The sequence below is a fragment of the Actinocorallia aurea genome (assembly GCF_054783995.1).
This window is the reverse complement of the sequence record NZ_BAAGPQ010000012.1, coordinates 864,797-889,926: the sequence shown is the minus strand read 5'-3', so window position 1 is coordinate 889,926 and position 25,130 is coordinate 864,797. Positions and strand designations below refer to the sequence as shown.

The following is a 25,130-nucleotide window of genomic DNA, read 5'->3' as shown; positions in this document are numbered from 1 at the left end:
CCTCGACCGCTCGTCACGGTCCGGCCGCGCGGCGCGCCGGACCGCCGGTGCCGACATCGCGAGGTGTTCATGGATCTGCTGCTGCGCGGGGCCTCACTCATCGACGGCACGGGCGCTCCCGCACGCCGCGCCGACGTCGGCGTCGCCGGAGGCCGCGTCGTCGCCGTGCGCGACCCCGGCGAGCTCTCCCCGGACGACGCCGCCGCGACCACCGACCTCGACGGCCTGGTGCTCGCCCCCGGCTTCATCGACGTGCACACCCACTATGACGCGCAGATCCTCTGGGACCCAGACCTCACCCCGTCGAGCTGGCACGGCGTCACCAGCGTCGTCATGGGCAACTGCGGCTTCGGCGTCGCGCCGACCCGCCCGGAGCACCGCGAGATCATCGTGCGGACCCTGGAGAACGTCGAGGGCATGTCGATGGAGGCGCTCGACGCCGGGATCGACTGGTGCTTCGAGACCTTCCCCGAGTACCTCGCCGCGATCGACGCCCGGCGCAAGCGGCTCAACGTCGGGGCGTTCCTCGGCCACACGCCGCTGCGCCTGTTCGTCACCGGCGGGGAGGAGCGGGCCGCGACGCCCGCCGAGCTCACCGCCATGCGCGAGGTCGTCCGCGAGGCGCTGGAGGCGGGCGCGCTCGGCTTCTCCACCTCCCGCCAGCCCGCCCACCAGGGCGCCTTCGGCCGCCCCGTGCCCAGCCGCTTCGCCGAGACCGACGAGGTCCACGCGCTCGCCGCGGTGCTCGGCGAACTCGGCAGGGGCGTCCTGCAGGTCTCGATCGGGCCCGGCCTGTTCGTCGACCAGTTCTCCGACATGGCCTCCCGCTACGGCATCCCCGTCACCTGGACCGCGCTCATGGCCCGCGCCGACAAGCCCGGCGCGGCCCTGCGCACGGTCGAGCGCGGCGCGGCGCTGCCCGGCGAGGTCTACCCGCAGATCGCCTGCCGCCCGATCGTCATGCAGATCGGCATGGCCGACCCGGTGCCGCTCGCCGAGATCGACGAATGGAAGGACGTCCTCGCCCTTCCCCGCGCCGAGCGGGCCGGCCTCTACCGCGACGAGGCCTGGCGCGACCGCGCCCGCGAGAACACCCTCAAGGCGTGGGCGCACCGCTGGCCGAAGACCAGCGTCGAGGAGACCGTCGCGCACGCCGACGCCGTGGGCGTTCCCCTCGACCTCCTCGCCGAGCGGCGCGGCACGACCCCCTTCGACCTGATGCTCGACCTCGCCCTCAGCGACGGCATGTCCACCCGCTTCCGGATCGTGCTCGACAACGACGGCGACGAGGAGGTCGGCCGCCTGCTGGCCGACGAACGCACCCTCCTCGGCCTGTCCGACGCCGGCGCGCACGCCACCCAGCTCTGCGACGCCTGCTACTGCACCCACCTGCTCGGCCACTGGGTGCGCGAGCGCGGCGCGCTCCCGCTGGAGACCGCCGTCTGGCGGCTCACCGGCCACCCCCACAAGGCGTTCCGCATCCGCGAGCGAGGCCTGGTCGCCGAGGGCTTCCACGCCGACCTCGTCGCGTTCGATCCCGCGACCATCGGCACCACGCCTGTGGAGCGGGTGCACGACCAGCCCGGCGGCACCGACCGCCTCGTCGTCCGCAGCACCGGCGTCGAGCACCTGTGGGTCAACGGCACGGCGGTCCGCGCCGGGGGAGTCGACCTCCCCGGCGTCGCCCCGGGCCGGCTCCTGCGCTCCTAGCCTTACCGCCACCCCGTGAGGAGAGCCCTATGTCCGACGTCTACTACGACCCGTACGACGTGGAGATCGACGCCGATCCCTATCCGGTCTACCGGAGGCTCCGGGAAGAGGCGCCGCTCTACTACAACGACAAGCACGACTTCTACGCAGTCAGCAGGTACGAGGACGTCGAGGCGGGCCTGGGCGACCCGGCCGCCTTCATCTCCGGACGGGGCGCGATCCTCGAGCTGATCAAGGCGAACATGGAGTTCCCGCCCGGCGTGATCATCTTCGAGGACCCGCCGCTGCACACCGTCCACCGGCGGCTGCTGTCGGGCATCTTCACGCCGCGCAAGGTCCTCGCGCTGGAGCCGAAGATCCGCGACTTCTGCGCCCGCAGCCTCGACCGGACGGCGGGGACGGGCCGGTTCGACTTCGTGGCCGACCTCGGCAAGCAGATGCCGATGCGGGTCATCGGCATGCTGCTCGGCATCCCCGAGGCCGACCAGGAGGCGATCCGAGACCAGGTCGACGACTCGCTGCGCACCGAAGAGGGCAAGCCGATGGAGCTCGACCTCGACTTCCTCGCGGGAGAGGCGTTCGGCGCCTACATCGACTGGCGTGCCGAGCACCCGTCCGACGACATCATGACCGACCTCCTGCGCACCGAGTTCGAGGACGAGTCGGGCACCCGCCGCACCCTCACCCGCGAGGAGATCCTCACCTACGTGACGATCGTCGCCGGCGCGGGCAACGAGACCACGAACCGGCTCATCGGCTGGTCCGGCAAGGTCCTCGCCGACCACCCGGAGCAGCGCGCCCAACTCGTCGCCGACCACTCCCTCATCCCGAACGCGATCGAGGAGCTCCTGCGCTTCGAGCCGCCCGCCCACCACATGGCCCGCTACGTGACCCGCGACGTCGAGTTCCACGGCGGCACCGTCCCCGAGGGCAGCGCCATCATGTTCCTCGTCGCCGCCGCCAACCGCGACGAGCGCCGCCACACCGCCGGCGACTCCTTCGACATCCACCGCGCGGTGGGCCCCCAGCTCACCTTCGGCCGCGGCGCCCACTTCTGCCTGGGCGCGGCGCTCGCCCGCCTGGAAGGCAGAATCGCCCTAGAGGAGATCCTCAAGCGCTACCCCGAATGGGAGATCGAGTTGGGCGCGAAACTCGCCCCGACCTCCACGGTCCGCGGCTTCGAGTCCCTGCCCGCCCGCGTGTAGCAGCCGATCGCCGCGTCTCCCCGCCGTCCGGACCGGGACCGCGGGGAGAACGCGACCGATCCGCGCGGGCGGCCCCGGCGGCGCCGGGGCGGGGCGGGTGACGGGGAGGCGAACATCCGGTCACCGCAAGACCGGTGATCTTGGGGTGGGCGGGCCCGGCGATCTGTACCTGTTCGACTCGGTCGCCGACCTCACGCCCGGCGCGGCCGACTCCGGCGCCTTCAAGGCGGCCTCGACGCTGATCCGCGGCGCCTTCGTGGGCATCGAGCCGGGCATCGCCTTCGCCTCCGACGACGCCGAGACCCCGACCGCCGTCGTGCCCTACGACGACGAGGCGGCCGCCATGCGGTACGCGAACCTCGTCGTCCGGGTGGACCAGGTTCTCGCCGGTTCGCTCGGCCAGGGCTACACCGGCGGTGAGATCCGGCTCCAGATCGAGCACCCGGCGGGCGCCACCCGCGAAGAGCTCCAGGACTCCCTCGACACCGCCGGTTCCGGCGTGATGTTCGTGGACGATCTCGCCGCGCGACAGCAGGCGCTCGGCAGGCCGATCACCGATCCCGCGCTGCTCGCCTACGCCCGGACGGTGCACATCCCGATCGGTGAGGGCCTGTTCGTCGCGGACTCGGCGTCCTCGCCGGTCGTCGCGCCGCTCATGGACCCCGACCGGGCCGCCGAACTCCTCGGCTACTCCTACACCCCGGAGGACGAGGTCGTCGCGTCGCCGTCGCCGACCTCGGCCTGCGACGAGATCGACCTGCCCTGCGTCGTGCCGACCGGCAAGCCGACCGACACCGCGACCAGCATGCCCGCCGGAGGAACCGAGACCACGCCGACGACGACGGTCCCGCCCAAGCTGGCGGCGCTCACCGCGAACCTCGTCCGGGCCGCCTGCGCCGAAGGCACCGCGACGACCGCCTGCTGACCCGTCGCCGGGGCGGGCGTGCTCGCGCCGCCCCGGCATCACGCGTCCGGCCCCGCAGGGCGGCACCGGCCCGCAGGGCGGCACTGCGGGCGTCACGGGTCGGCGGGCGCCGGTCCCTCCCGGCGTTCGGCGCGGGTGCGCAGCCACAGGGCGCGCAGCGCGGTCTCGGTGGCGAAGCGGGTGTCGGGGTCGGTGAGCTCCTCCTGGAGGATGCCTTCCAGGACGCGCATGCGGTACCGGACGGTCTGGACGTGCACGCCGAGGTCGTCGCTCATCCGGCCGGCGGGGCCGCGGGTGCGCAGCCAGGAGCGGAGGGTGTCGGCGAGCCACAGGCGGCGCCGCTCCTCGGCCCGCGCCAGGAAGGCCAGCCGCCTTCCGGCGATCTGGTCCATCAGCGGGCCGTCCGCCAGCAGCCACATGCTCACCAGGTGGTCCTCGCACAGGGTGAGCGCGCCGTCGTCGAGGGCTCCGTCGGCGGCGAGGGCGAGCGCGTGCCGGGCCCAGCGCAGCGAGTCCGCGGCGCGGGAGGGCGGCACGGGCAGGCCGACCGCGGCCCTGCCGTCGGCGAGCGCCGCCTCCAGCATCTTCCTGCGCGCCTCCGTCAGCGGGCCGGGCAGCAGAAGGTACGGCTCGGGGACGTGCAGGTCGAGCAGCAGGTCGGGATCGAGCAGGGGGCGGACGACGGGCGCGCCCGCGGCGAGCGCCACGACGGTCACCTGGTCCGGGAGGGTCCAGTCGGCGGCCGGGTGCAGCGCGACCAGCGCGGCGCAGTCGGCGTCGCCGCCGGGGCACGCCACGAGGTCGCGCAGCAGGAGCAGCCGCGCCGCGTCGCGTTTGCCGCGGCGCTCGCCCTTGACCTGCTCGTAGCCCTCCCGGGACAGCTCGGCCGCCTCGTCCATGTAGCGGAACAGGGCGGCGGCGAGCGTCGACACCGCGGCGGCCGACAGCTCGCGCCCGTTCAGGAGGTCCCGGATGCGGGACCAGCAGAGCTGCGCCCCGATCCGGTACGCGGACTGCAGCACCGCGAGCGGCCGGCCCTCCATCGCCTCGAACGCGCCGAGCTTGCGGCAGAGCTCGTTGCGTCTGTCGTCCTGCTTGTCGGGGTCGGCGAGCCACGTGACGAAACCGAGGACATTGCGCTCCACACCGGACTTGATCACCTCGTTGTACGGACTGCCCTGCGGCCTGTCGTAGTCGGGGATGGCGGCGCGGACGCCGTCGATGATCTCGTCGGAGAGGCCGGGCGCGAGCTCGGCCAGGTCGGGGAGAAGGTCGGAGAACATGCTCACTAGCGCCAATCGTCCAGAAAAGCCCTCTACTTCACTGTGATTCGCGCCACGTTGACGTTAAAGCAAGGATCCGGCCCCGGCAATGCCCGAAGTTGCGACTCTCAGGAGACCATCCGGCCGCCGCCGGGCGCGGACCGCCCGCGGTCGCGCAGCCGCAGGGCACGCAAGGCCGCCTCCAGCCTGAACCGCGCCTCGGGGTCGTCCATCTGGTCGCCGATCCGCTCCCGGATCTGGTGCAGGCGGTACCGCACCGTCTGCGGATGGACGTGCAGTCTCCGCCCCACGTCCGCCGCGGTGCTCCAGCTCTCCAGCCACACGCGCAGCGTCTCGGTCAGCGCGGTCCGCTTGGCCGCGGGCAGGTTCATGAGGCCGCCGAGCGACCTCCCGACGATCTCGTCGAGCAGGGCGGGGTCGGCGGTCAGCCAGAGGTCCAGCAGGTGGTCCTCGCTGAGCAGCACCGGCGAGCCGCCGATCACGCCGCCGTCCGCGAGCGCCGACACGCGGCGGGCCCACCGCAGCGAGTCGGGGATCTGCGCGAGCGGCACGGTCAGTCCCACCGACAGCGGGAACCCGGCCAGGGCCGACTCCAGCATGGCCCGCCGGTCGGCGTCGAAGGGGCCGGGGAGCAGCAGCCACGGGTCACTGCCGTCGAGGTCGAGGAGCACGTCCCCGGTCCCCGCGGCGTGCGGCCACCGGGCACCGGGCGCCACGGCGACGGGCGTGGCCACGGCGGGCAGCGGCCAGTCGGCGCGTTCGGCGAGCTCGGCGACGCCGCCGGAGGCCCCGCCCCCTTCGGCGAGCCGGTGCAGCAGGCGCCGCCGCAGCTGCGCGCGCTCCTCCTGCGGCCGGGGATCGGCCTCCAGGTACCCGTGGACGACCGGGCCGATGAGCTCGTCCATGTAGGCCATGTGGTACTCGGCGAGCTCGGCCAGCACGTCGCCGGAGAACCGGTGCCGGGTGCACACCTCGGCGATGCGGTGCCAGGACGTGCGGAAGGCGATGCGGAACGCGGTGTGCAGGGCGTCAAGGCTCCTTCCGCTGTCGAGTTCCCTGCGTCCGAGCGCCTGGAGCAGGCCGGTGAGCCTGTCCATCGGGACCGCCGGATCCGCCACGCGGGCGACGAAGAACGCGAGTGCCTCGTTCACCACGACGGCTATCGCCGGCGGGCTCGCGTCGGCGAACGCGTAGTCGGGGACGGACGCGTCGATCTCCGCGTAGATCTCCTCCGCCAGCCCGGGAATCCCGGCCTGCAATGCCTCCGCGACCTGCGGAAACGGCGATCTTCCCTGCTCTCGCCGCACGATGGTCCTTTCTCCCCCGGTCGGTACCGGGACGCTCCGAACCCCCTCGAAAGGAGGATAACCGCGTTGGTGATCGTATTCAGCACTCGCGTCGAAGAAAAGAATCGGAGACCGGATCATCACCGGCGATATGAAGAGACAAGCCGTGTTGCTCATCCGTTGACAGACTTACATCGGGAAGCTCACCGCACCCTTCAGAACTCTTGTCGCGGCTGAATGCCCAACTTAAACTCAGCCGAGTGATCGATTACTGACCCCCGTTGAGCTGCCCTTTACTCAGTCTGTAATGGGCCGCTCACCATCCCACCCCGATGAAAGGCCATGCTCATGCTGCGCAAGATCGCCGTGTCCGCCGCCGGTGCGGGCGCCATAGCCCTCGCCCTCGGCACCCCCGCCTTCGCGGCCGGGACCTTCCCGCCGCCGGCCCCCTACGGCATCACCTCCTGGACCGCCTCGGGTGCCACCGCGCTCTCGGCCACCTCCAGCAACATCAGCTTCCAAGACGTCACGGCGGGCATCACGGCCAACTGCACCTCCGGCACGGCCACCGGCACGCGGAACTCCGCCGGCGGCCCGACCGACCCGATCGTCAGCGGTCTCGCCATCTCCACGAGCGGCTGCGCCAGCACCTCGCCCGCCCTCAGCTTCACCCTGACGCCGAACACCGCTCTCGGCGCCTGGGAGCTCTACGCCACCGGCCCGACCGTCGGCAGCCCCGGTGTCACCCCGGGCCAGATCAGGGGCGTCTCGGTCAAGGGCACCGCTCTGGGCGGCGTGTGCGTCGTCCAGGTCGACGGCCCCGGCGGCGCCAACTCGCAGACCGGTGTGATCAGCGGCACCTACAACAACAACGGCACCCTCACCGCCACCGGCTCGAGCAACATCACGATCGCGAGCGCCAGCATCGGCTGCTTCGGCGCCATCAAGAAGGGTGACGTCGCCACCCTGACCGGCACCTTCAACGTCACGAGCACCCCTGTCCCGACGGTCACCGCGCTCTGACCCTTCAAGGTCGCCCGGTAAAAAGCGAGGGCCGCACAGCCTTTCCCGGCCGTGCGGCCCTCCGCCGTCTTGTGAAGGGAGCGGAACGCGTACCTGTTCGCGCTATCAGGGTGGGGCCGGAAAACGCGCGGAACTTTTCTCCGCACCGGGCCATTCACGGCCCTGAGAATTGCAGATATCTGCACTTCGGAATCATCGGCCGCAATGCGAAAAGGAAAATGCCGGTCCTGGTTTCCAGGACCGGCATTTCGCTTGCGGGCGTGCGGTGCGCGGCTCAGCGGAGCGGCGGGGCCAGGTCGTACAGGTCGGTCGCGGTGTGCTGGAGGACCTTGCCGATGGTCTCCTCGGGGAGGCCGGAGAGGGCGAGTTCCATGACGTCGCGGGGGCTGGGGGACGCGGAGGCGGGGCCGGGGGAGAGGCTCGTGGCGTGCGGGAAGTCGGTCTCGAACATGAGGTTGTCGCCGAGCTGGTCGATGACGGAGCGGACGGACCGGCGCTCGAACCAGAACATGCCGAAGATCTGGCGCTTCATGTACTCGCTCGGCAGGAGCCTTTCGGGGTACTCCTTGTGCGCGCCGACGTTGAGCCACTGCCAGTCCATCGTCTCGGCGAAGAACGGAAGCCAGCCGGCGCCGTTCTCGACGGAGACGAACCTGAGGCGGGGATAGCGGTGGCACACGCCGGACAGGACGACCTCGGCGATGTTCTGCGCGTTGCCGAGCAGCACCAGGGAGCTCTCCCGGGTGAAGTCGATCTTCTTGGACTGGTCGACGGCCCCCTTGAGGTCCTCGTCGGAGGCGAGGAAGCCGACGTGGAAGTTCATCGACAGCCCCATCTCCTGGGCCTGGCCGAGGACGGGCTCCCAGTAGTCGTCGATGAGGCGGGGGAGGCCGACTTTGTCATAGCGCGCGGCGAACAGGACGCCCTTGTGGCCCATCTCGTACGCCCGGCGCATCTCGGCGACGGACTCGCCGATGTCCCAGAACGGCAGCATCATCATCGGGATGAGCCGGCTGGAGTCGGCCGACGCCCACTCCGCGACCCAGTCGTTGTAGGCCTGGACGCACTGGGTGGCCAGCTCGCGCGGCATCTGGTTGAGGAACCGGTGGCTGTGGAAGCCCACGATGTTGGGGTAGAGCACCTGGTAGTGCACGCCCACCCGGTCGTTGTAGGCGAGCCGCTCCTTGGCGTCGATCGCGGCGGGCAGCGCGTCGGCCAGGCGCTTGGGGTGCGAGGGCGGGAACTCCGCCCAGCCGGCCTGCGCGAACGCGCCGACCCCGTAGAGCTTGCGGTCGCCGATGTACCAGACGTCCTCCTGGCGGCGCTCGTGGAAGCGAACATGCGGCACGAGGTCGCCCCACTTGGCGGTGGAGATCCGCGACGTCCACAGGTCGGCGGGTTCGATGATGTGGGAGTCGACGTCGGCCACCGCGTAGCGCTCACACAGCGGGGTCTGGGGCGATGCGGGCGTGGCGAGAGCGGCCGCCGCCGCGTCCTGGTCGGCCATGCGCGTGAACTCCTCCGCTTTGAGAGTGGGTACTTACTTACATTAGGCGGGCGGGCCCGCCGCACGCAATGGGCCGCTCAGTCCGTCGGCTCGGGGACGCCGCGCAGGCGCGGGGCCATCATCAGCGGGGTCACGCTGAGCACGCCCGACTCGACGGGCAGGGTCGCGCCGGTGATCCAGCGTGCTTCGTCGCTCGCCAGGAAAGCCGCCGCGTACGCCACGTCCCAGCCATCGCCGGGCGTGCCGAGCAGCCCCGCCTCGCTGCGCATCGCGTTCATGAACTCCGCGCGCGGCCCCGGCGCCGACACCGACATCACCATCGGCGTCGTGATGTGGCCGGGCGCGACCGCGTTGACCCGGATGCCGTCCCGCCCGTGCGCGTACGCCATGTCGACCGTCAGCGCGATCATGCCGCCCTTCGCCGCGGAGTAGGCGGCGGTGCCGTCCCCGCGCAGCGCCGAGATCGACGAGACGTTCACGATCGAGCCCGCGCCCTGCGCGGCCATCACCGGCACCGCGTACTTCGAGGCGAGGAACGCGGTGCGCAGGTTGATGTCCAGCGCGCGGTCCCAGTCCTCCTCGGAGGTGTCGACGACGGTGCCGAGCGCGGCCCTGCCGATGTTGTTCACCAGCACGTCCAGCGTCCCGTACCGCTCGACGGCGGTCGCGACCATCTCCTCGCAGTCGGCGGCCTTGGTGGCGTCGGCGGCGAACACCGACGCCTCGCCGCCCTCCTTCTCGATGAGCCGCAGCGTCTCCTCGGCCCGCTCGGGGAACAGGTCCACGAGCAGCACCTTCGCCCCCTCACGGGCGAGGACGACGGCCGTGGCCTTCCCCGTCCCTATGCCGGGTCCGGGCGTCGAGCCCGCTCCCGTCACGATCGCGACCTTGCCTTCGACTCTTCCCGGGCGCTCCACCACTGCCGTTCTCCTTGCCTCTCGCGTGTATGTCCTGCACAGGGCCTGTTACCAGCGGGTGAGCAGCGCCGCGCCCGCCTCGAACCCTCCGACGTTGCCGATCGCGGCGACCTCCGCGCCGCGCACCTGGCGCTCGCCGGCCTCGCCGCGCAGCTGCCGCACCGCCTCGGCGGTGTGGCCGAACGCGGCGTGCAGCCTGCCGCCCGAGAGCTGGCCGCCCCAGGTGTTGAGCGGCAGCTCCCCGTCCAGCGCGATCCGCGCGCCGCCCTCGACGAACGCGGCGGCCTCGCCGACCCCGCAGAACCCGAGGGCCTCCAGCCACCAGACGACCTCGATCGTGAAGCCGTCGTAGAGCTGCGCGACGTCCACGTCGCGGGGGCCGAGGTCGGTGCGCGCCCACATCGCGCGCGCCGCCCCGTGCCCGACCCGGCCCATGTCCTCCCACTGCTCCCACGACGGCCTGCCCTCGACGACCCCGGCCGCCGCCTCGATCCGGACGGGGGACCGCAGGTCGGGCGCGGTCTCGGCGGCCGAGACGACGATCGCGGTGGCGCCGTCGGCGGGCACGTCGCAGTCGTAGAGGCACATCGGCGTGGAGATCATCCGAGAGCCGAGGTAGTCGTCGACGCTCAACGGCGTGCGGTAGACGGCGTCGGGGTTGAGCGCGGCATGGGCGCGCTGCGTCACGGGGATCCAGGCCAACTGCTCGCGGGTCGCCTTGTACTCGTGCAGGTAACGCGCGGCGTAGGGGGCGACCTGGCACACGGGCGAGAGCATCCCGACCGGGAGCAGCCAGGCCAGGGGCCCTTCCGCGACGGGCTTGGTGGAGCCGTAAGCGGGGCGTCCGCCTGCGGCCCGCGCCGCGCTGCCCTCCTTGACGGTCCGCCAGACGACGACATGACGGGCCTGCCCGGTCGCGACGGCCATGGCGGGCCCGTAGAACGGCAGCGCCATCCCCTCGTTGACGCCCTGCCGCCACGACGTGGTGATGCCGAGCGCGTCCTGGACCTCGTACAGGTTGCCGTTGGCGTACCCCGGCAGGTTGGCCGCGCCGCCGCCCGGGAACATGGCGAGCCCGTCGACGTCGGCGACGGTCAGGCCCGCGTCCTCGACCGCGGCGAGCACCGCGTCCAGCGTGAGCTGGAATCCCGACCGGTCGAGGCGGCGGCCGATGGAGGACTGGCCGACGCCGGAGATGACGGCGCGGCGCTCGAAGAACTCGGTGCCCACGGGCTTCTCCTAGCGTGCCGTGAAGCTGGGGATGGCGAAGCCGCCCGGGCCGGGCTCGAAGCCGATCTCGACCTCCATGCCGATGGCGGCGTCCTCGGGCGGGCAGCCGCGCAGCCGGCCCGTCACCCGCACCCCGGGATGCCCGGGGAACTCCACGAGGACGACCGCGTACGGCACCTCAAGATCCGGCAGCCACCGCTGGTGGTTGACGGTGAGGCTGTACACGACGCCGTGCCCGGTGAGCTCGGCGAACCCGGTCGGCCGGGCGTGGCACGACCGGCAGATCCCGCGCGGCGGGAACGACTGCGCGCCGCACGCCGAGCACTGCTCGACGAGCAGTCGGCCCTCCTTCGCCGCCGCCCAGAACGGCTCGGTCTCCTCGCTGACCGCCGGGGGGATCCCGACCGTGGCGTCCACTCCGCTGCCTCCTCGGGGGCGCGTCCTGGGGCGTTTTCGCCCGCCCCAACTGTCTACATAAAAAAGTGAGCATTTGCTATCTTCCGATCGAACGCCGTCCCCTCCGGCGGTGTTCTGAGGGGAGCAGCAGTGGCCGAAGACCGCGTCGTCCTCGGGGCGGCGGCGATTCCCGAACCCGACCGCGACTGGCTGGCCGCCGTGGAGCGGCTGCCCGTCGCGTCCGTCTGGCAGGGCGGGCACGTGCTCCCGCCGAGCGGGACCGGCGAGGCGGTCACGCGGCTCGCGCTGATGACCGCGTGGACCGAGCGGGTGCGCGTGGGCAGCGCGGTCCTGATGCTGCCGCTCTACCACCCGGTCCTGGCGGCCAAGCAGCTCGCCGACCTCGACAGCAGGTCCGGCGGGCGCCTCATCGCGGGCGTGGGCGTCGGCGGCGAGTTCCCGCAGGAGTTCGCCGCGATGGGCGTCCCCGTCCGCGAGCGCGGAGCCCGCACGGACGAGGCGATGGACGTGCTGCGCAAGCTGTGGCAGGGCGCTCCGGCGAGCCACCAAGGCAGGTTCTTCTCTTTCGACGACGTGGAGCTGCGCCCGGTCCGGCACGGCGACGGCCCGGGGATGCGGCCGGGCGGTCCGCCGCTGGTGGTGTCCGGCCGCAAGGAGCCGGCGATGCGCCGGGCCGCGCGGCGCGGGGACGGGTGGCTGCCCTACCTCGTCTCGCCCGCGGCCTACGCCCGCTCGGTCCGCACCATCCGGGACGAGGCGGCCTCCATCGGCCGCGACCTCGCCGGATTCGAGTGGATGGTCTACCTGTACTGCTCGGTGCGCGCGGACCGGGAGCGGGCCCGCGCGGACGTCGCAGGGTTCCTCGGCTCGGCCTACGGCGACAAACCACCCGAGATGCTCGACAGGATCGCCCCCGCCGGCACCCCCGAGGAGGTGGCCGCCCGCGTCCAGGCCTATGTCGACGCCGGGGCGCGGCACATCGTGATCTCGCCCGCCGCCCGCGAGGACACCCTGGGCATCGTGCGGTTGGCGGCCGAGGAAGTCCTGCCCCGGCTGTCCGTCCCGTCCGGGGTGACGGCGTGAGCGCGGCGGACGGTCCCTGCGCGGGCCTGCGCGTGGTGGAGCTCGCCGTCGGGGTGGGCGACCTCGGCCTCGGGCTCGCCGGGGGAGTGCCCGGCCTGCTCCTCGCCGACCTGGGGGCCGTGGTCACCCGGATCACCGGCGCGGCGCCGGTTCCGCTCGACGCCGACGTGCCGTGGGGCCGCGCCTGGCACCGCGACAAGCGGATCGTCGCCTCCGACGACCGGGACACGGCCTTCGCCCTGCTCCGCGATGCGGACGCCGCGCTCGTCTACGGGCCGGAAGAACTCGTGGAGAAACGCGGACTCGGCTACCGCGACCTCGCGGAGGCCAACCCTTCCCTCGTCTATGTCCGGTGCCGTCCGAGCCGCACGGCCAAGGGCGAGACCGCCGACCACGGGCTGCTCGTGGAGGCGTCGGCGGGCCTGTGCACCCAGCTCGAAGGGCACCGCCCCGGCCCCGTCTTCGTGGACGCCCGAGCCTCCGGCGTCGGCGCCGCCTCGCTGCTCGCCGTCTCGGTCCTCGGCCTGCTGCGCCGCCGCGCGTTGACGGGGGAGGGCGGCTGGGCCGAGACCTCCCTGTACGACGGGATGCTCGCGACCCTCGGCTGCATGATCGGCAGGTCCGAGCACGCGCCCGAAGAGGTCGAGTCGTACTGGGCGAAGGGCTCCACCTTCCCGAATTTCCTCTACCGCTGCGCCGACGGCGAGCTGATCCAGGTCTGGTTCGGCGGCAAGGGCATGTACGGCTCTCTCCTCGGGGTGCTGGGCGACGAGCCCAGCGAGGAGGGCTACTACACCGACCAGATGACCGGCCGCCTGGGCGTCCGCGCGCGGCGCTGGGTCTCCCTGTTCGCCCGCCGCCCCCGTGCCGAGTGGATCGCCGCCCTGCGCCGCGCGGGCGTCGCCTGCGAACCCGTGCTCGCCCCCGGCGAGGTGCTGGCCGACCCGCACCTCACGGAGACGGGCCTGGCCGTCACCCGCGAGGAGGACGGCCACCGCTATGTCCTGCCGGGCTCGCCCATCTCCATCTCGCCCCTCGCCGACGAGCCTTCTGCGCCGCCGAGACCGGCAGAGGGTCCCGGGCTGCTTTCCGGGCTGAAGGTCGCGGACTTCTCGGCGTTCGTGGCGGGGCCGCTCGCCGCCGAGGTACTGGCCGACCTGGGGGCCGACGTCGTCAAGGTCGAGCCGCCCGGAGGCGAGGCCATGCGGGCCGCGGCGTACGCCGTCGCGGCCTGCCAGCGGGGCAAGCGCAGCGTCGCCCTCGACATCGGCGCGCCCGAGGCGCGGCCCGTGGTCGAGCGGCTGCTGGCCTGGGCCGACGTGGTGGTGCACAACTTCCGGGTCGGGGTCGCCGAGCGGCTCGGGATCGGCGCCGCCGACGTCGCCCGGCTCAACCCCGGCGCGGTGTACTGCCACGCCAGCGCCTTCGGCGACACCGGGCCGCGCGCGAAGTTCCCGGGCAACGACGCGCTGATGCAGGCCGTCACCGGGTTCGAGACGGCGATCGGCGGGGTGGGCAACGAGCCGATCGCCGCGACCTGGATCCCCCTGGACATGGCCGGCGGCTGGGTCGCCGCGAGCGGCATCCTGGCGGGGCTCGTCGGCCGCGCCGCCGACGGCAGGGGCCGCCGGGTCGTCACGAGCCTGCTCGGCGCGGGGATGCTCGCGCACAGCGGCGTCCACCTGCGCGACGGCGACCTCGTCCTCGGGCCGTCCCTGGACGCGGCCCAGACGGGCTACGGCCCCGGCTACCGCCTGTACGAGTGCGCCGACGGGAGATGGATCGCCGTCGTCGTCCCCGATCCCGAGGCCTGGGCGCGGCTCGGTGAGGCCGTGGGCGGACTGCCCACCTACGCGCCGCTGCGCGCGGGCGCGTCGGACGAGGCGGCCCGCAAGGCCGAGGCGATCCTCGAAGCGGCGTTCGCGGGCGCGTCCGCCTCCTCGTGGGCGGACCGGCTGAGCGCGCTGGGCGTGCCCGCCGAGCCCGTGGAACCCCTCGACCGCGACGGGTTCCGCAGCGCCATCCTCGACGACCCCGTGAACCGCCAGACCGGCCGCGCCGTCACCTACCGCACCGCCGACTGGGGCCGCTTCGAGCAGATCGGCCCGCTCCTGCGCTACGGGCCCGCCGACGCCCCGCCGGCGGCGGCCGTCCGGCTGAGCCTTCCGGGCATCGGCGAGCACACCACCGAGGTCCTCGCCGAGATCGGCCTGGGCGAAGCCAAGATCGCCGCGCTGCTCGCCGCCGGAACGGCCCGGTCTCCCCGCGCCGACCCATGAGCACCGAGTGCGAGGCGCCTGTAGGCGGCGGGAGGGTCGGAGACAACGGACGAGGAGGAAGCGTGCGCGATCAGGACACGGCGGCCGCGGTGGTGGCCGAGATGGGGCGGCGGTTCACGGCGGGGGACGTCGACGGGGCGCTCGCGCTGCTGCATCCGGAGTTCCGGATCGAGCAGCCCGCGTCCCTGCCGCACGGCGGCGTGCACCGCGGCCGGGAGGGCATGGCCGCGATGGGCGCGCTGTTCGCCCGGCACTGGGACCGCGTCATCACCGATCCGAGGGTGCTCGGCTGCGGCCCCGAGCAGGCCGTCCAGGTGACGACCCAGACCTGGACGGCCAAGGAGACCGGCCGCGCCGAGACCGTCGACGTCGTCGAGCTGTTCGCGGTCGACGGCGGGCTCGTCCAGGAGATCCGGGTGTTCCAGCAGGACACGCACGCCCTGCTGCGCACGCTGGGCTGATCACCGGCTTGACACCCTCCCGGCCCACGTAGGATAAATAACTGGGCGTTCACTTACTTAGCCTTCGCGAGTTCGCCCGACCAGGGTGGGCCCCGTCAGGGCTCACCCCGACCCGTCCGGAGGATGCGCGGCGATGGACTACCAGCTGATCGACGCAGACGGCCACTACTACGAGCCCGACGACTGCTTCACCCGCCACATCGAGGCGCGGTACCGCGAGGAGACGGTGCGCGTCACGCGCGGCGCGGACGGGCTCGGCCGGATCTTCCTGCGCGGCGGGCGCACGTTCATGAGCGTCATGCCGGGCGACCACGCCTCGGCGCCGGGCGCGCTCGCGGGCCTTTTCGCGGGCGAGGTCGCCGACGGCTTCACGCACCGCGAGGTCATCAACGCCAAGGACCACCCGGAGTTCACCGAGCGCGGGGCCCGCCTCGCCCTCATGGACGACCAGGGCGTCGAGGCCACGATCCTGCTGCCCACGATGGGCGTCGCCGTCGAGAACGACATGCGCGACGACGTGGCCCTCACCTACGCGAGCCTCCGCGCCTTCAACCGCTGGCTGGAGGAGGACTGGGGCTACGGCGACGACGGAAGGCTCTTCGCGGTGCCGATGCTCTCCCTCCTCGATCCGGGGGAGGCGGTGCGCGAGCTGCACCGGGTCCTCGCGGCCGGCGCCCGGCTGGTCCACCTCTGCCCGGGGCCCACCGGCGGCCGCTCACCCGCCGACCCGGTGTTCGACGCGTTCTGGGACACCGTCGCCGAAGCCGGCGTGCCCGTCGTGTTCCACGTCTCCAACAGCGGCTACCAGCACTTCTACGGCATCCACTGGGGCGAGGACCCCGACAACCCGTCGCACCGGCAGTCGCCGCTGCAGTGGGCGCTGTGCAACACCGAGCGGCCGCTGGTCGACACGCTCACCGCGCTCACCCTGCACAACCTCTTCGGCAGGCACCCGAAGCTGCGGGTCCTGTCGATCGAGAACGGGTCGAGCTGGCTGCGCGCGCTGCTCAAGACCGTCGACAAGGCGGCCGCGCTCGGCCGGCGCGGCCCGATGATCGGCGGGCCGCTGCCCGCCCGGCCCAGCCGGGACCTCGCCGAGCACCTGTGGATCTGCCCGTTCCCCGAGGACGACGTGCACGACCTCCTCGCCGCCCTCGGCCCCGAGCACGTCCTGTTCGGCTCCGACTACCCCCATCCCGAGGGACTGCGCGAGCCGCGCGACTACGTGCCGCGGCTCGACGGCTGCGCCCCGGAGGTCGCGCGGCGGGTGCTGCGCGGCAACACCGCGGGGCTGCTCGGCCTGCGCGACCGCGCCCCGGCGGCGGGGTGAGGCTGCCGTGAGAGTGGCCATCGCCTACGAGGCGGGAAAACCGCCCGTCCTTGAGGACCTGCCCGTCCCGGCCGTCGGCCCGCGGGACGTGCTCGTGCGGATCGCCGCCAGCGGCATCTGCCACACCGACCTCAACGTGCTGGACGGCCTGTCGGCGCTGCCGCTGCCGATCGCGCTCGGCCACGAGGGCTGCGGGACCGTCGAGGAGGTCGGCGCGGAGGTCCGCCGGGTGCGGCCCGGCGACCGGGTGCTCGCCTCGGTCGCGCCCGCCTGCGGCGCCTGCTGGAACTGCGTCAACGGCATCTCCAACCAGTGCGCGCTGAACCCGCTGGTGAAGGCCGCCGAGCGGTTCACGCTGCCGGACGGGCGGCGGGCCGCCGCGGTCTGCGGCTGCGGCACGTTCGCCGAGGCGATGGTCGTGCACGAGGCGTCCGTCGTGCCCGTGCGCACCGATCTGGCCGACGCGGAGCTCGCCCTGCTCGGCTGCGGCGTCACCACCGGGCTCGGCGCGGCCCTCAACACCGCGGGCGTGACGCCGGGTTCGAGCGTCGCGGTGCTCGGCTGCGGCGGCGTCGGCCAGTCCGTGGTGCAGGGCGCGCGGATCGCCGGGGCCGCGGTGATCATCGCGGTCGATCCGGTGGCGGGCCGCCGCACGGCGGCGCTGGCGGCGGGCGCGACCCACGCGGTGGACCCGGGCGCGGGCGATCCCGTCGCGCAGGTGCGGGAGCTGACGGCGGGACGCGGCGCGGACTTCGCGTTCGAGGCGGTCGGCAGGCCGGAGCTGATGGTCCAGGCGTTCGACATGGCGCGCGGGCACGGCACGGTGACGCTCGTCGGGATGCCGCCCGTCGGATCGGCGCTCACCCTTCCGGCGGTCCAGGCGGTGTTCTCCGGCAAGCGGCTGGCCGGATCCGTCCTCGGCGGCGCGCAGATCCTGCGCGACTTCCCCCGCTTCATCGCCCTCGCCGAGTCCGGACGGCTCGACCTCGGGTCGATGGTCTCCACCCGGATCGGCCTGGCCGACCTCGCCCACGGCATCGAACTCGTCGCCCGGGCCGAGGGCGTTCGCACCGTCATCGTCTAGGGAGTGCCATGTCGGAATCCGTACCCTTGCCGGACGCGCTGGCCGCCTTCCGGCTCGACGGGCGCGTCGCGATCGTCACCGGGGCGTCGTCGGGGCTGGGGGAGGCGCTCGCGCGCGGGCTCGCCTCCGCCGGGGCCCGCGTCGCGGTCGTCGCGCGCCGCCGCGACCGGCTCGCCAAGCTCGCCGAGCAGATCGGCGGCCTCGCCGTCGGCTGCGACCTGGGCGACGCCGGACAGCTCGCCGAGGTCGTCCCGGCCGTCGCCGCCGCGCTCGGCCCGCCCGTGGTGCTGGTGAACGCGGCGGGCGCCCTCCTCAGCCCGGACAGGGCCGAGGACGAGTCGCTCGACGGCATCCGGCGCACCCTCGACCTCAACCTCGTCGCCCCGTTCCGGCTCGCCCAGGACGTCTTCCCGCACATGCGGGACGCGGGCGGCGGCTCGATCGTGCACATCTCGTCGATCAGCGGGCGGGTCGGAATCCCCGGCATCCCGCAGGCGTCCTACGCCGCGAGCAAGCTCGGCCTCTCGGGGCTGACCTCCGAACTCGCCGTCCAGTGGGCCCGCCACGGCATCCGGGTGAACACCGTCGCCCCCGGCTTCTTCCGCAGCGAGATCACCACCGACCTGTACGAGGACGAGCGGAGCCGCGCCTGGCTGCGCCGCAACACCCCGCTGCCGATCGACGGCGGCCCCGCCGACTACGTGGGCGCCGTCCTCTGGCTCGCCTCCGACGCGGGCCGCTACACCACAGGCCAGAGCATCGTCATCGACGGCGGCTGGACCGCCCGCTGAGGTGACCGGCCCGTCCCCCGCTGCGGGACGGGTCCGCGCACGCCCGGGGGAGGGTGCGCGGTCCGGTGCGTACGGATCAATAGAGTTGTAAGTATTGCAATCCTTATAAGGATTGCCTACCTTCGGAGCATGGACTTCTCAATGGGCGCGGCCGCCGGAGCGCTCCGCGGCGAACTGCGCAAGCTCGTGGCCGAGCATGTGCCGCCGGACTTCCTCGGCGCGTTCACCGACGATCCGGCCGACCTGGAGACCGCGCAGCGGTTCTGCCGGACGCTCGCCGACCGCGGCCTGCTCTGCATCGCCTGGCCCAAGGAGTACGGCGGCGAGGACGCCTCGGTGTGGGAGCAGACCGTCGTGCGCGAGGAGATGTGGGCGCACCACGAGCCGCGCGGCGCCCAGTACATGGGCGTCAACTGGGTCGGGCCGACCATCATGCGGCACGGCACCGACGCGCAGAAGCGCCTGCACCTGCCGCCGATCGCGCACGGCGAGGTCATCTGGTGCCAGGGCTTCAGCGAGCCCGACGCGGGCTCCGACCTCGCCTCCCTGCGCACCACCGCCCGCCGCGACGGCGACGGCTGGCGCGTCACCGGCCAGAAGGTCTGGACGTCCTACGCGGGCATGGCCCAGTGGTGCTTCCTGCTCGCCCGCACCTCGACCGAGGAGCGCAGGCAGCAGGGCCTGACGATCTTCCTGGTCCGGATGGACGACCCGGCCGTCGAGGTCCGCCCGATCGACTGCCTGATGGGCCCGCACCACCTCAACGAGGTGTTCTTCACCGATCTGAGGGTCACCGAGGCCGACGTGCTCGGCGAGGTCGGCGAAGGCTGGAAGGTCGTCCAGGAGGTCCTCGCCTTCGAACGCGTCGGCATCGCCCGCTACGCGCGCTGCGAGCGGCTCCTGCTGGAGGCGCCCAACGCGCTGGGCGATGCCTGGGACGACCTGCCCGAGGAACTGCACGGCAGGTGGGCCCGGATGCTCACCCACTGCCGGCGCGCACGCCTGCTCGCCTACAGCGTCCTGAACCGCCAGAGCCAGGGCCAGGTCAGGCCCGGCGACGCCGCCGGCTACCGGATCGCGGTGACCCGCCTCGACCAGGACAGCGCCGAGGTGCTCATGGACATCATCGGCTTCGCCCCCCGCGAGGGCGCGGAGGTGCGCAGGTTCCGCGCGGCGGTCGCCGACCACTTCAAGTACGCGCACGCCTCGACCGTCGCCTCCGGCAGCATCGACGTCCAGCGCATCCTGCTGGCCCGGCACATCCTGGGGAAAGCGTGAACATCGACCTGAGCGAAGAGGCCTTCGCCTACGGACGCGAGGCCCAGCGCGCGCTGGGCGCGGCGGGAGGCGACCAGCTCGTCCAGCGCGCCGAAGCCGACCCGTCCTGCCGGGCGGCCCTCGTGGAGCCCGTCCTTGCCGAGCTCGGCGCGTGGGACCTCGACCCGCGCGGCGACGCCGACGACCTCGAAGCCGCCGCCGCCCTCAGCCGGGCGTTCGGCTACTGGGCGGTGCCTTACCCGATCGCCGAACGGCTCGCCCGCCCCGCCGGATCCGACGGCCTCCTCGTCGTCGCCGACCGGCACCCCGAGGCGGCCGTCGCAGGGCTGGACCTGCACTGGACGACCGTGACGCTGGACGGAGCGCGCGGTACGGCACGCGCCCTGCCCGCGGACGAGTCGGCCCGCGCCTCCGCGTTCGTCACCGGCCTCGACGTCGCCCCGGACGGCGCCGCCGCGCCCGGCGACCTCGCCCTCGGCCTCGTCCTGCCGTGCTGGACCCTGCTCGGCATGCTGGACCGCGCGATGGACGCGACGCGCGAGCACGTGCTCGTCCGCCGCCAGTTCGGCAGGCCGCTGGCCGAACAGCAGGGCGTCCAGTTCCAGCTCACCGACGCCGAGGTGGAGCGGGCCGGCGTCGCGATGCTCGCCCGGTACGCGCTGTGGAGCGTGCAGGACGGTCGGGCCGAGGCCGTCGCGGACGCGCTGGCGCTGCGGCTCGCCGCGCTGGAGGCCGCCGAGACCGTGCTGCGGACCGCGCACCTGCTGCACGGCGCGATCGGCTTCTGCGACGAGACCGCGCTGTCGTGGACGTCCCGGTACAGCCAGCCGTTGCGGCGGCTGCCCTACGGCGTCTCCGGCACCCGCGCGCGGCTCACCCGCGCGGTCGGCCGCCGCGGCCTCACCGGGCTGTTCAGCGAGGTGAGCGCGTGAGCGGATACGGCGGCCTGCCACCGGAACTCGTCGTGGAGCGGGACGGGCCGATCCGCACCGTCGTGCTCAACCGGCCCGCCGAGCTGAACGCGGTGAACCGGGCCCTGCACCGGGCGCTGGCCGAGGTGTGGGAGATGCTCGCGGCCGACACCGAGGCGAAGGTCGTGGTGGTGACGGGCGCGGGCAAGGCGTTCAGCGCGGGCGGCGACCTCGGCTGGATCACCTCTTTCCTGGACGATCCGGGCGCGCGCGACGCGAGCCTGCGCGAGGGCGCGAAGATCATCGAGGAGATGCTCCGCTTCCCGCTGCCGGTCATCGCCGCGGTCAACGGCCCGGCCGTCGGGCTCGGATGCAGCCTCGCCGTCCTGTCCGACATCGTCCTCATCAGCGAGGACGCGCATCTGGCCGACCCGCACGTCAGCGTCGGGCTCGTCGCCGGGGACGGGGGCGCGGCGTTCTGGCCGCTGCTCACCCCGATCCTGCGCTCGCGCGAGTACCTGTTCACCGGCGCCCGCATCCGGGCCGCGACCGCCGTCGAGCTGGGCCTGGCCAGCCGGACCGTCCCGGCCGCCGACCTGCCCGGCGCGGCCAAGGACCTCGCGCTGCGGCTCGCCGCCCAGCCCGCCTCGGCGCTGCGCGGCACCAAGCGGGTGGTGAACTCCCACCTCGCGCAGGCGCTCGCCGGGGCCGTCCAGGCGGGCTTCGCGGCCGAGGCCGAGACGATGCGCTCGCCCGAGCACCGGGAGCGGCTGCTCGCGCTCGCCAAGAGGGCCGGGGCGTGAGCGCGGACCTCGCGGCCTTCCGCGACGAGGTCCGCGCCTGGTGCCGCGCGCACATCCCGGCCGACTGGCGGGCGACGCAGACGGGCGCGGGCGACGCCGAGTTCGTCGCCTTCCAGCAGGCCTGGTTCCAGGAGCTGCGCCGCGCGGGCTACGCGGTGCCGCACTGGCCCGCGGAGTGGGGCGGCGGCATGTCCGTCGCCCAGCAGGCCGTGCTGTACCGGGAACTCGCGGCGCACGACGCGCCCCGGCTCGTCCTGGCGTTCGTCGCGATCCACCACGCGGCGGCGACCCTGCTCGCGGCCGGCACCGACGCCCAGCGCGCAAGGCACCTCCCGGCCATCCTCGACGGCGAGATCTGGGTCCAGGGCTTCTCCGAGCCTGACGCGGGCTCCGACCTCGCCGCCCTGCGCACGACCGCGCGCAGGCAGGGCGACGCCTACGTCGTCAACGGGCAGAAGCTGTGGGCGAGCGGCGCGGCGCACGCCGACCAGTGCCTGCTCCTGGCCCGCACCGCCCCCGCGGCGCCCAAGCGCCGGGGCATCTCCTACCTCCTGATGGACATGCGCTCCCAGGGCGTGGAGGTGCGGCCGATCCGGCAGGCCACGGGCGAGTCGCACTTCTGCGAGATCTTCCTGGACGATGTCGTCATCCCGGCCGAGAACCTCGTCGGACCCGAGCACGACGGCTGGCGCGTCGCCCAGGAGACGCTCGGCGCGGAGCGCGGCATGACCATGCTGGAGCTGGCCGAGCGGCTCGGGAACGTCGGGTTCCGGGGCCTGGTCGACCTGTGCGCCCGGCCCGGTCCGGGCGGTGCCGTGCCGCTCGACGACACCCGCGTCCGCGACCGGCTGGCCGCGCTGGAGACCGAGCTGACGGGGCTGCGCGCGCTCTGCGCCGACCTCGTCGCGAACGATGCCCCGCGCCCGGCCGACGCCTCGATCGTGAAGCTCTACTACAGCGAACTGCTCCAGCGGATGACGGACTTCGGCGCGCAGATCGCCGGGCCCGCCGCGCACACCGTCCTGCGCAAACCGCTGTCCAGCGGCTGGGAGTCCGGCGCGTGGGTGCTGGACTTCCTCGGCTCCTGGGAGTGGACGATCCCGGGCGGCACCAGCGAGATCCAGCGGTCCATCATCGGGGAACGCGGCCTCGGCCTGCCCCGCGAACCCAAGGCGGTCTGATGCCGCACACCGAAGCACACGCGGAGCTGCGCGCGGTGGTCCGCGACCTGCTCGCCAAGACCGGCCCGGACGCCGCGCCCGACTGGCGCACGCTCGCCCGCTCCGGGCTGCTCGGGCTGGAGGCCGCCGAGGAGCGCGACGGCGCGGGCGCGTCGTTCGCCGAGACCGCCGTCGTGCTCCGAGAGTACGGGCGGGCCGCCGGGCGCGGCCCCTACCCTGCCGTCGCAGCCCTCGCGCTCGGCGCGCTCGGCCTCCTGGAGTCCTCCGCGGCGCGGGACCGGCTGATCGAAGGGCTCGTCGCGGGGAGCACCGTGCCCGTCCTCGCGCTGGACGGGGAGGCGGGCGGCGGCGTCCCCTTCCGGCTCACGCCCTCCGGAACACTCCAGGGCACCGCCCGGTTCGTCGCGGACGCGCGCGCCGCCGACCGCCTGCTGCTGCCCGCGCTCGCCCCCGACGGCACGCCCGTGCTCGTCGGCCTCCCGGCGGGCGCCCCAGGGCTGACGGTCGGCCCGCTTCCCGTCCTTGACGAGACGAGGTCGTTCGGTGAGGTCGCGGCCGACCTCACCGTGCCCGGGGACGCGGTGCTGCGCTTCGCCGACCCGGGCTCTGCCGTCCGGCGCCTGCACGACCGCGCCGCCGTCGCGCTCGCCTGCGACAGCCTCGGCTCCGCCGAGGCCCTGCTCGAAGCCACCGTCGCCTACGCCTGCGCCCGCGAGCAGTTCGACCGCCCCATCGGCTCCTTCCAGGCGGTGAAGCACGCCTGTGCGGACATGCTCGTCAAGGTCGAGGTGGCGGGCCGGCTCGTCGCGGCGGCGGTGCGCGGGGAAGCGGCGGCGGGCGATCCCGTCGCGGCGGCCATGGCGAAGTCGTTCGCCTGCGCGGCTGCCGTCGAGGTGGCGGGCGCGGCCATGCAGCTGCACGGCGGCATGGGCTACACGTGGGAGAGCGGCATCCACGTCCACTTCAAGCGCGCGACGCTGAACCGCGAGCTGTGCGGCTCGCCCGCCGCGCACCGCTCCAGGCTGGCCGAGCGGTATCCGGCCCTGGCGCGCGGCGGAGCCGACGCCTAAGCTAGTAGGTGAGCGTTCGCTTTCTTACGTACGCGGGCCGCTCACCCGCGTGAGTCTCGTGCCCGCCCGCGCCCGTCGCGCGGCGCGGGCGGTAGGGAGCCCCCACCATGGCGTTCAGCTGGTTCGTCTCCGTCGACGACCACCTCATCGAGCCCGCGCGGCTCTGGCAGGAACGCCTGCCGGAGCGGCTGCGCGACGCCGGTCCGCGGATCGTGCGGGAGGGCGATTCGGAGTTCTGGGTCTACGAGGACCGCCAGATCGTCACCACAGGACTCAACGCGGTCGCCGGCAAGAAGCGCGAGGAGTTCTCTCCCGAGCCCATCACCTACGACGAGATGCGGCCCGGCTGCTACGACCCCGCCGCCCGCGTCGCCGACATGGACCAGGGTCGCGTCCTGTCCTCGATGTTGTTCCCGTCGTTCCCGCGCTACTGCGGCCAGGTCTTCCACGAGGCCAAGGACAAGGACCTCGCCCTGCACTGCGTGCGCGCCTGGAACGACTTCATCCTTGAGGAGTTCGCCGCCGCCTACCCCGGCCGCTTCATCCCGATGATGATCATCCCGCTGTGGGACCCGGCCGCCGCCGCGGCGGAGATCGAACGGACGGCAGGCCTCGGCGCGAAGTCCATCGCCTTCTCGGAGAACCCGACCAAGCTCGGCCTGCCGTCGATCCACACCGGCCACTGGGACCCGGTCTGGCGGGCCTGCGACGAGACGGGCCTGGTCGTCTCGATGCACGTAGGGTCGTCCTCGAACCTGCTGCGCACCTCCGACGACATGCCGACGCTCGCGTTCTTCGCCTACTCCGCTGCCGTCAACCAGGCGGGCACCCTGCTCGACTGGCTGTTCAGCGGGAACTTCCAGCGCTTCGGCAACCTCAAGATCGCCCTGTCCGAGGGCTCGATCGGCTGGATCCCCTACTTCCTGGAGCGGGCCGAGCAGGTCGTCGACAAGCAGAAGCACTGGGCGTCGCGCTTCGACATCGACATGAACGCCGCGCACGACCGCGGCGAGTCCAAGGGCGCCGCGAGCTTCGACCTCGACACCGACATCCGCCGCCTGTTCAAGGACCACGTCTTCGGCACCTTCATCGAGGACCAGGCGGGCCTGCGCCTCCTCGACATCATCGGCGAGGACAACGTCATGCTGGAGTGCGACTACCCGCACTCCGACTCCACCTGGCCCGACACCATCGCCCAGGCCAACAAGTGGCTGGGCCACCTCCCCGAGGACGTCCAGCACAAGCTCACCGTCGGCAACGCGGCCCGCGTCTACGACTTCACGCCCGCGGACCCGGACACCATCGCCGTCTCCTGACCGAAGCGCGGAGCCCGCCGACCCCTCGGCGGGCTCCGGC

At 73.3% G+C, this 25,130-nt stretch carries 22 protein-coding genes; 16 read left to right on the top strand and 6 right to left on the bottom strand.

Annotation, left to right across the window (positions count from 1 at the left end; translation table 11 throughout):
- Window positions 1–69: 69 nt before the first annotated feature.
- The 3 genes from ACYVOM_RS16690 to ACYVOM_RS16680 all read left to right on the top strand — a co-directional run bounded on the left by ACYVOM_RS16690 (window position 70) and on the right by ACYVOM_RS16680 (window position 3,840).
- On the top strand, window positions 70–1,710 hold the full coding sequence (locus ACYVOM_RS16690) for an N-acyl-D-amino-acid deacylase family protein (protein ID WP_460304284.1): 1,641 nt from the start codon (window positions 70–72) through the stop codon (window positions 1,708–1,710).
- 29 nt (window positions 1,711–1,739) lie between these two features.
- A complete protein-coding gene (locus ACYVOM_RS16685; RefSeq protein ID WP_460304283.1) occupies window positions 1,740–2,915 on the top strand; it encodes a cytochrome P450 in 1,176 nt (391 codons plus the stop codon).
- Window positions 2,916–3,060: 145 nt separating this feature from the next.
- Complete coding sequence (locus ACYVOM_RS16680; protein WP_460304282.1) at window positions 3,061–3,840, top strand: hypothetical protein; 780 nt, start codon at window positions 3,061–3,063, stop codon at window positions 3,838–3,840.
- A gap of 92 nt (window positions 3,841–3,932) precedes the next feature.
- On the opposite strand, the gene ACYVOM_RS16675 is transcribed toward ACYVOM_RS16680, so the two are convergent.
- Both ACYVOM_RS16675 and ACYVOM_RS16670 read right to left on the bottom strand, forming a co-directional pair.
- On the bottom strand, window positions 3,933–5,123 hold the full coding sequence (locus ACYVOM_RS16675) for a helix-turn-helix domain-containing protein (protein ID WP_460304371.1): 1,191 nt from the start codon (window positions 5,121–5,123) through the stop codon (window positions 3,933–3,935).
- A gap of 107 nt (window positions 5,124–5,230) precedes the next feature.
- Window positions 5,231–6,430 carry a helix-turn-helix domain-containing protein gene (locus tag ACYVOM_RS16670; protein ID WP_460304281.1) on the bottom strand — a complete coding sequence of 400 codons (1,200 nt, stop codon included), beginning with the start codon at window positions 6,428–6,430 and terminating at the stop codon, window positions 5,231–5,233.
- A 327-nt stretch (window positions 6,431–6,757) separates the two neighbouring features.
- Between ACYVOM_RS16670 and ACYVOM_RS16665 the strand changes: the two genes are divergently transcribed.
- Complete coding sequence (locus ACYVOM_RS16665; RefSeq protein ID WP_460304280.1) at window positions 6,758–7,432, top strand: hypothetical protein; 675 nt, start codon at window positions 6,758–6,760, stop codon at window positions 7,430–7,432.
- A gap of 274 nt (window positions 7,433–7,706) precedes the next feature.
- On the opposite strand, the gene ACYVOM_RS16660 is transcribed toward ACYVOM_RS16665, so the two are convergent.
- From ACYVOM_RS16660 to ACYVOM_RS16645, 4 genes are all read right to left on the bottom strand, one after another.
- A complete protein-coding gene (locus ACYVOM_RS16660; protein ID WP_460304279.1) occupies window positions 7,707–8,939 on the bottom strand; it encodes an amidohydrolase family protein in 1,233 nt (410 codons plus the stop codon).
- Between the two features lie 77 nt (window positions 8,940–9,016).
- Window positions 9,017–9,859 (bottom strand): SDR family NAD(P)-dependent oxidoreductase, encoded by an 843-nt coding sequence (locus ACYVOM_RS16655; protein ID WP_460304278.1) that lies wholly within the window; start codon window positions 9,857–9,859, stop codon window positions 9,017–9,019.
- Between the two features lie 45 nt (window positions 9,860–9,904).
- The gene (locus tag ACYVOM_RS16650; RefSeq protein WP_460304277.1) at window positions 9,905–11,086 is read right to left on the bottom strand and encodes a thiolase family protein; all 1,182 of its coding nucleotides are present in this window, start codon (window positions 11,084–11,086) and stop codon (window positions 9,905–9,907) included.
- A 9-nt stretch (window positions 11,087–11,095) separates the two neighbouring features.
- Complete coding sequence (locus ACYVOM_RS16645; RefSeq protein WP_460304276.1) at window positions 11,096–11,503, bottom strand: Zn-ribbon domain-containing OB-fold protein; 408 nt, start codon at window positions 11,501–11,503, stop codon at window positions 11,096–11,098.
- Window positions 11,504–11,632: 129 nt separating this feature from the next.
- Here ACYVOM_RS16645 and ACYVOM_RS16640 point away from each other — a divergent pair, with 129 nt between their 5' ends.
- From ACYVOM_RS16640 to ACYVOM_RS16585, 12 genes are all read left to right on the top strand, one after another.
- Window positions 11,633–12,586, top strand: a complete 954-nt coding sequence (locus ACYVOM_RS16640) for an LLM class flavin-dependent oxidoreductase (RefSeq protein WP_460304275.1) — start codon at window positions 11,633–11,635, stop codon at window positions 12,584–12,586.
- Window positions 12,583–14,865: a CaiB/BaiF CoA-transferase family protein gene (locus tag ACYVOM_RS16635; protein WP_460304274.1), complete on the top strand. Its 2,283-nt coding sequence runs from the start codon at window positions 12,583–12,585 to the stop codon at window positions 14,863–14,865. Before ACYVOM_RS16640 ends, ACYVOM_RS16635 begins: the two co-directional genes overlap by 4 nt.
- A gap of 62 nt (window positions 14,866–14,927) precedes the next feature.
- Entirely contained in the window at window positions 14,928–15,326 is a 399-nt protein-coding gene (locus ACYVOM_RS16630) for a nuclear transport factor 2 family protein (RefSeq protein WP_460304273.1), read from the top strand.
- Between the two features lie 133 nt (window positions 15,327–15,459).
- A complete protein-coding gene (locus ACYVOM_RS16625) occupies window positions 15,460–16,656 on the top strand; it encodes an amidohydrolase family protein (protein ID WP_460304272.1) in 1,197 nt (398 codons plus the stop codon).
- 7 nt (window positions 16,657–16,663) lie between these two features.
- A complete protein-coding gene (locus ACYVOM_RS16620) occupies window positions 16,664–17,740 on the top strand; it encodes a Zn-dependent alcohol dehydrogenase (protein WP_460304271.1) in 1,077 nt (358 codons plus the stop codon).
- A gap of 8 nt (window positions 17,741–17,748) precedes the next feature.
- Entirely contained in the window at window positions 17,749–18,531 is a 783-nt protein-coding gene (locus ACYVOM_RS16615; protein WP_460304270.1) for an SDR family NAD(P)-dependent oxidoreductase, read from the top strand.
- 129 nt (window positions 18,532–18,660) lie between these two features.
- Window positions 18,661–19,809 (top strand): acyl-CoA dehydrogenase family protein, encoded by a 1,149-nt coding sequence (locus tag ACYVOM_RS16610; protein ID WP_460304269.1) that lies wholly within the window; start codon window positions 18,661–18,663, stop codon window positions 19,807–19,809.
- A complete protein-coding gene (locus ACYVOM_RS16605; RefSeq protein WP_460304268.1) occupies window positions 19,806–20,741 on the top strand; it encodes an acyl-CoA dehydrogenase family protein in 936 nt (311 codons plus the stop codon). Before ACYVOM_RS16610 ends, ACYVOM_RS16605 begins: the two co-directional genes overlap by 4 nt.
- A complete protein-coding gene (locus ACYVOM_RS16600) occupies window positions 20,738–21,523 on the top strand; it encodes an enoyl-CoA hydratase/isomerase family protein (RefSeq protein ID WP_460304267.1) in 786 nt (261 codons plus the stop codon). The genes ACYVOM_RS16605 and ACYVOM_RS16600 overlap by 4 nt, the downstream gene beginning before the upstream one ends.
- A complete protein-coding gene (locus tag ACYVOM_RS16595; RefSeq protein WP_460304266.1) occupies window positions 21,520–22,704 on the top strand; it encodes an acyl-CoA dehydrogenase family protein in 1,185 nt (394 codons plus the stop codon). Before ACYVOM_RS16600 ends, ACYVOM_RS16595 begins: the two co-directional genes overlap by 4 nt.
- Complete coding sequence (locus ACYVOM_RS16590) at window positions 22,704–23,774, top strand: acyl-CoA dehydrogenase family protein (RefSeq protein ID WP_460304265.1); 1,071 nt, start codon at window positions 22,704–22,706, stop codon at window positions 23,772–23,774. Before ACYVOM_RS16595 ends, ACYVOM_RS16590 begins: the two co-directional genes overlap by 1 nt.
- 107 nt (window positions 23,775–23,881) lie before the next feature.
- A complete protein-coding gene (locus ACYVOM_RS16585) occupies window positions 23,882–25,090 on the top strand; it encodes an amidohydrolase family protein (RefSeq protein ID WP_460304264.1) in 1,209 nt (402 codons plus the stop codon).
- The last annotated feature ends 40 nt before the right edge of the window (window positions 25,091–25,130 follow it).

Bases quoted from the DNA above. Each gene is read 5' to 3' on its own strand.
- ACYVOM_RS16690 (WP_460304284.1), top strand. From the start codon at position 70: ATGGATCTGCTGCTGCGCGGGGCCTCACTCATCGACGGCACGGGCGCT.
- ACYVOM_RS16685 (WP_460304283.1), top strand. From the start codon at position 1,740: ATGTCCGACGTCTACTACGACCCGTACGACGTGGAGATCGACGCCGAT.
- ACYVOM_RS16675 (WP_460304371.1), bottom strand. From the start codon at position 5,123: ATGTTCTCCGACCTTCTCCCCGACCTGGCCGAGCTCGCGCCCGGCCTC.
- ACYVOM_RS16665 (WP_460304280.1), top strand. From the start codon at position 6,758: ATGCTGCGCAAGATCGCCGTGTCCGCCGCCGGTGCGGGCGCCATAGCC.
- ACYVOM_RS16660 (WP_460304279.1), bottom strand. From the start codon at position 8,939: ATGGCCGACCAGGACGCGGCGGCGGCCGCTCTCGCCACGCCCGCATCG.
- ACYVOM_RS16625 (WP_460304272.1), top strand. From the start codon at position 15,460: ATGGACTACCAGCTGATCGACGCAGACGGCCACTACTACGAGCCCGAC.
- ACYVOM_RS16615 (WP_460304270.1), top strand. From the start codon at position 17,749: ATGTCGGAATCCGTACCCTTGCCGGACGCGCTGGCCGCCTTCCGGCTC.
- ACYVOM_RS16610 (WP_460304269.1), top strand. From the start codon at position 18,661: ATGGACTTCTCAATGGGCGCGGCCGCCGGAGCGCTCCGCGGCGAACTG.
- ACYVOM_RS16590 (WP_460304265.1), top strand. From the start codon at position 22,704: ATGCCGCACACCGAAGCACACGCGGAGCTGCGCGCGGTGGTCCGCGAC.
- ACYVOM_RS16585 (WP_460304264.1), top strand. From the start codon at position 23,882: ATGGCGTTCAGCTGGTTCGTCTCCGTCGACGACCACCTCATCGAGCCC.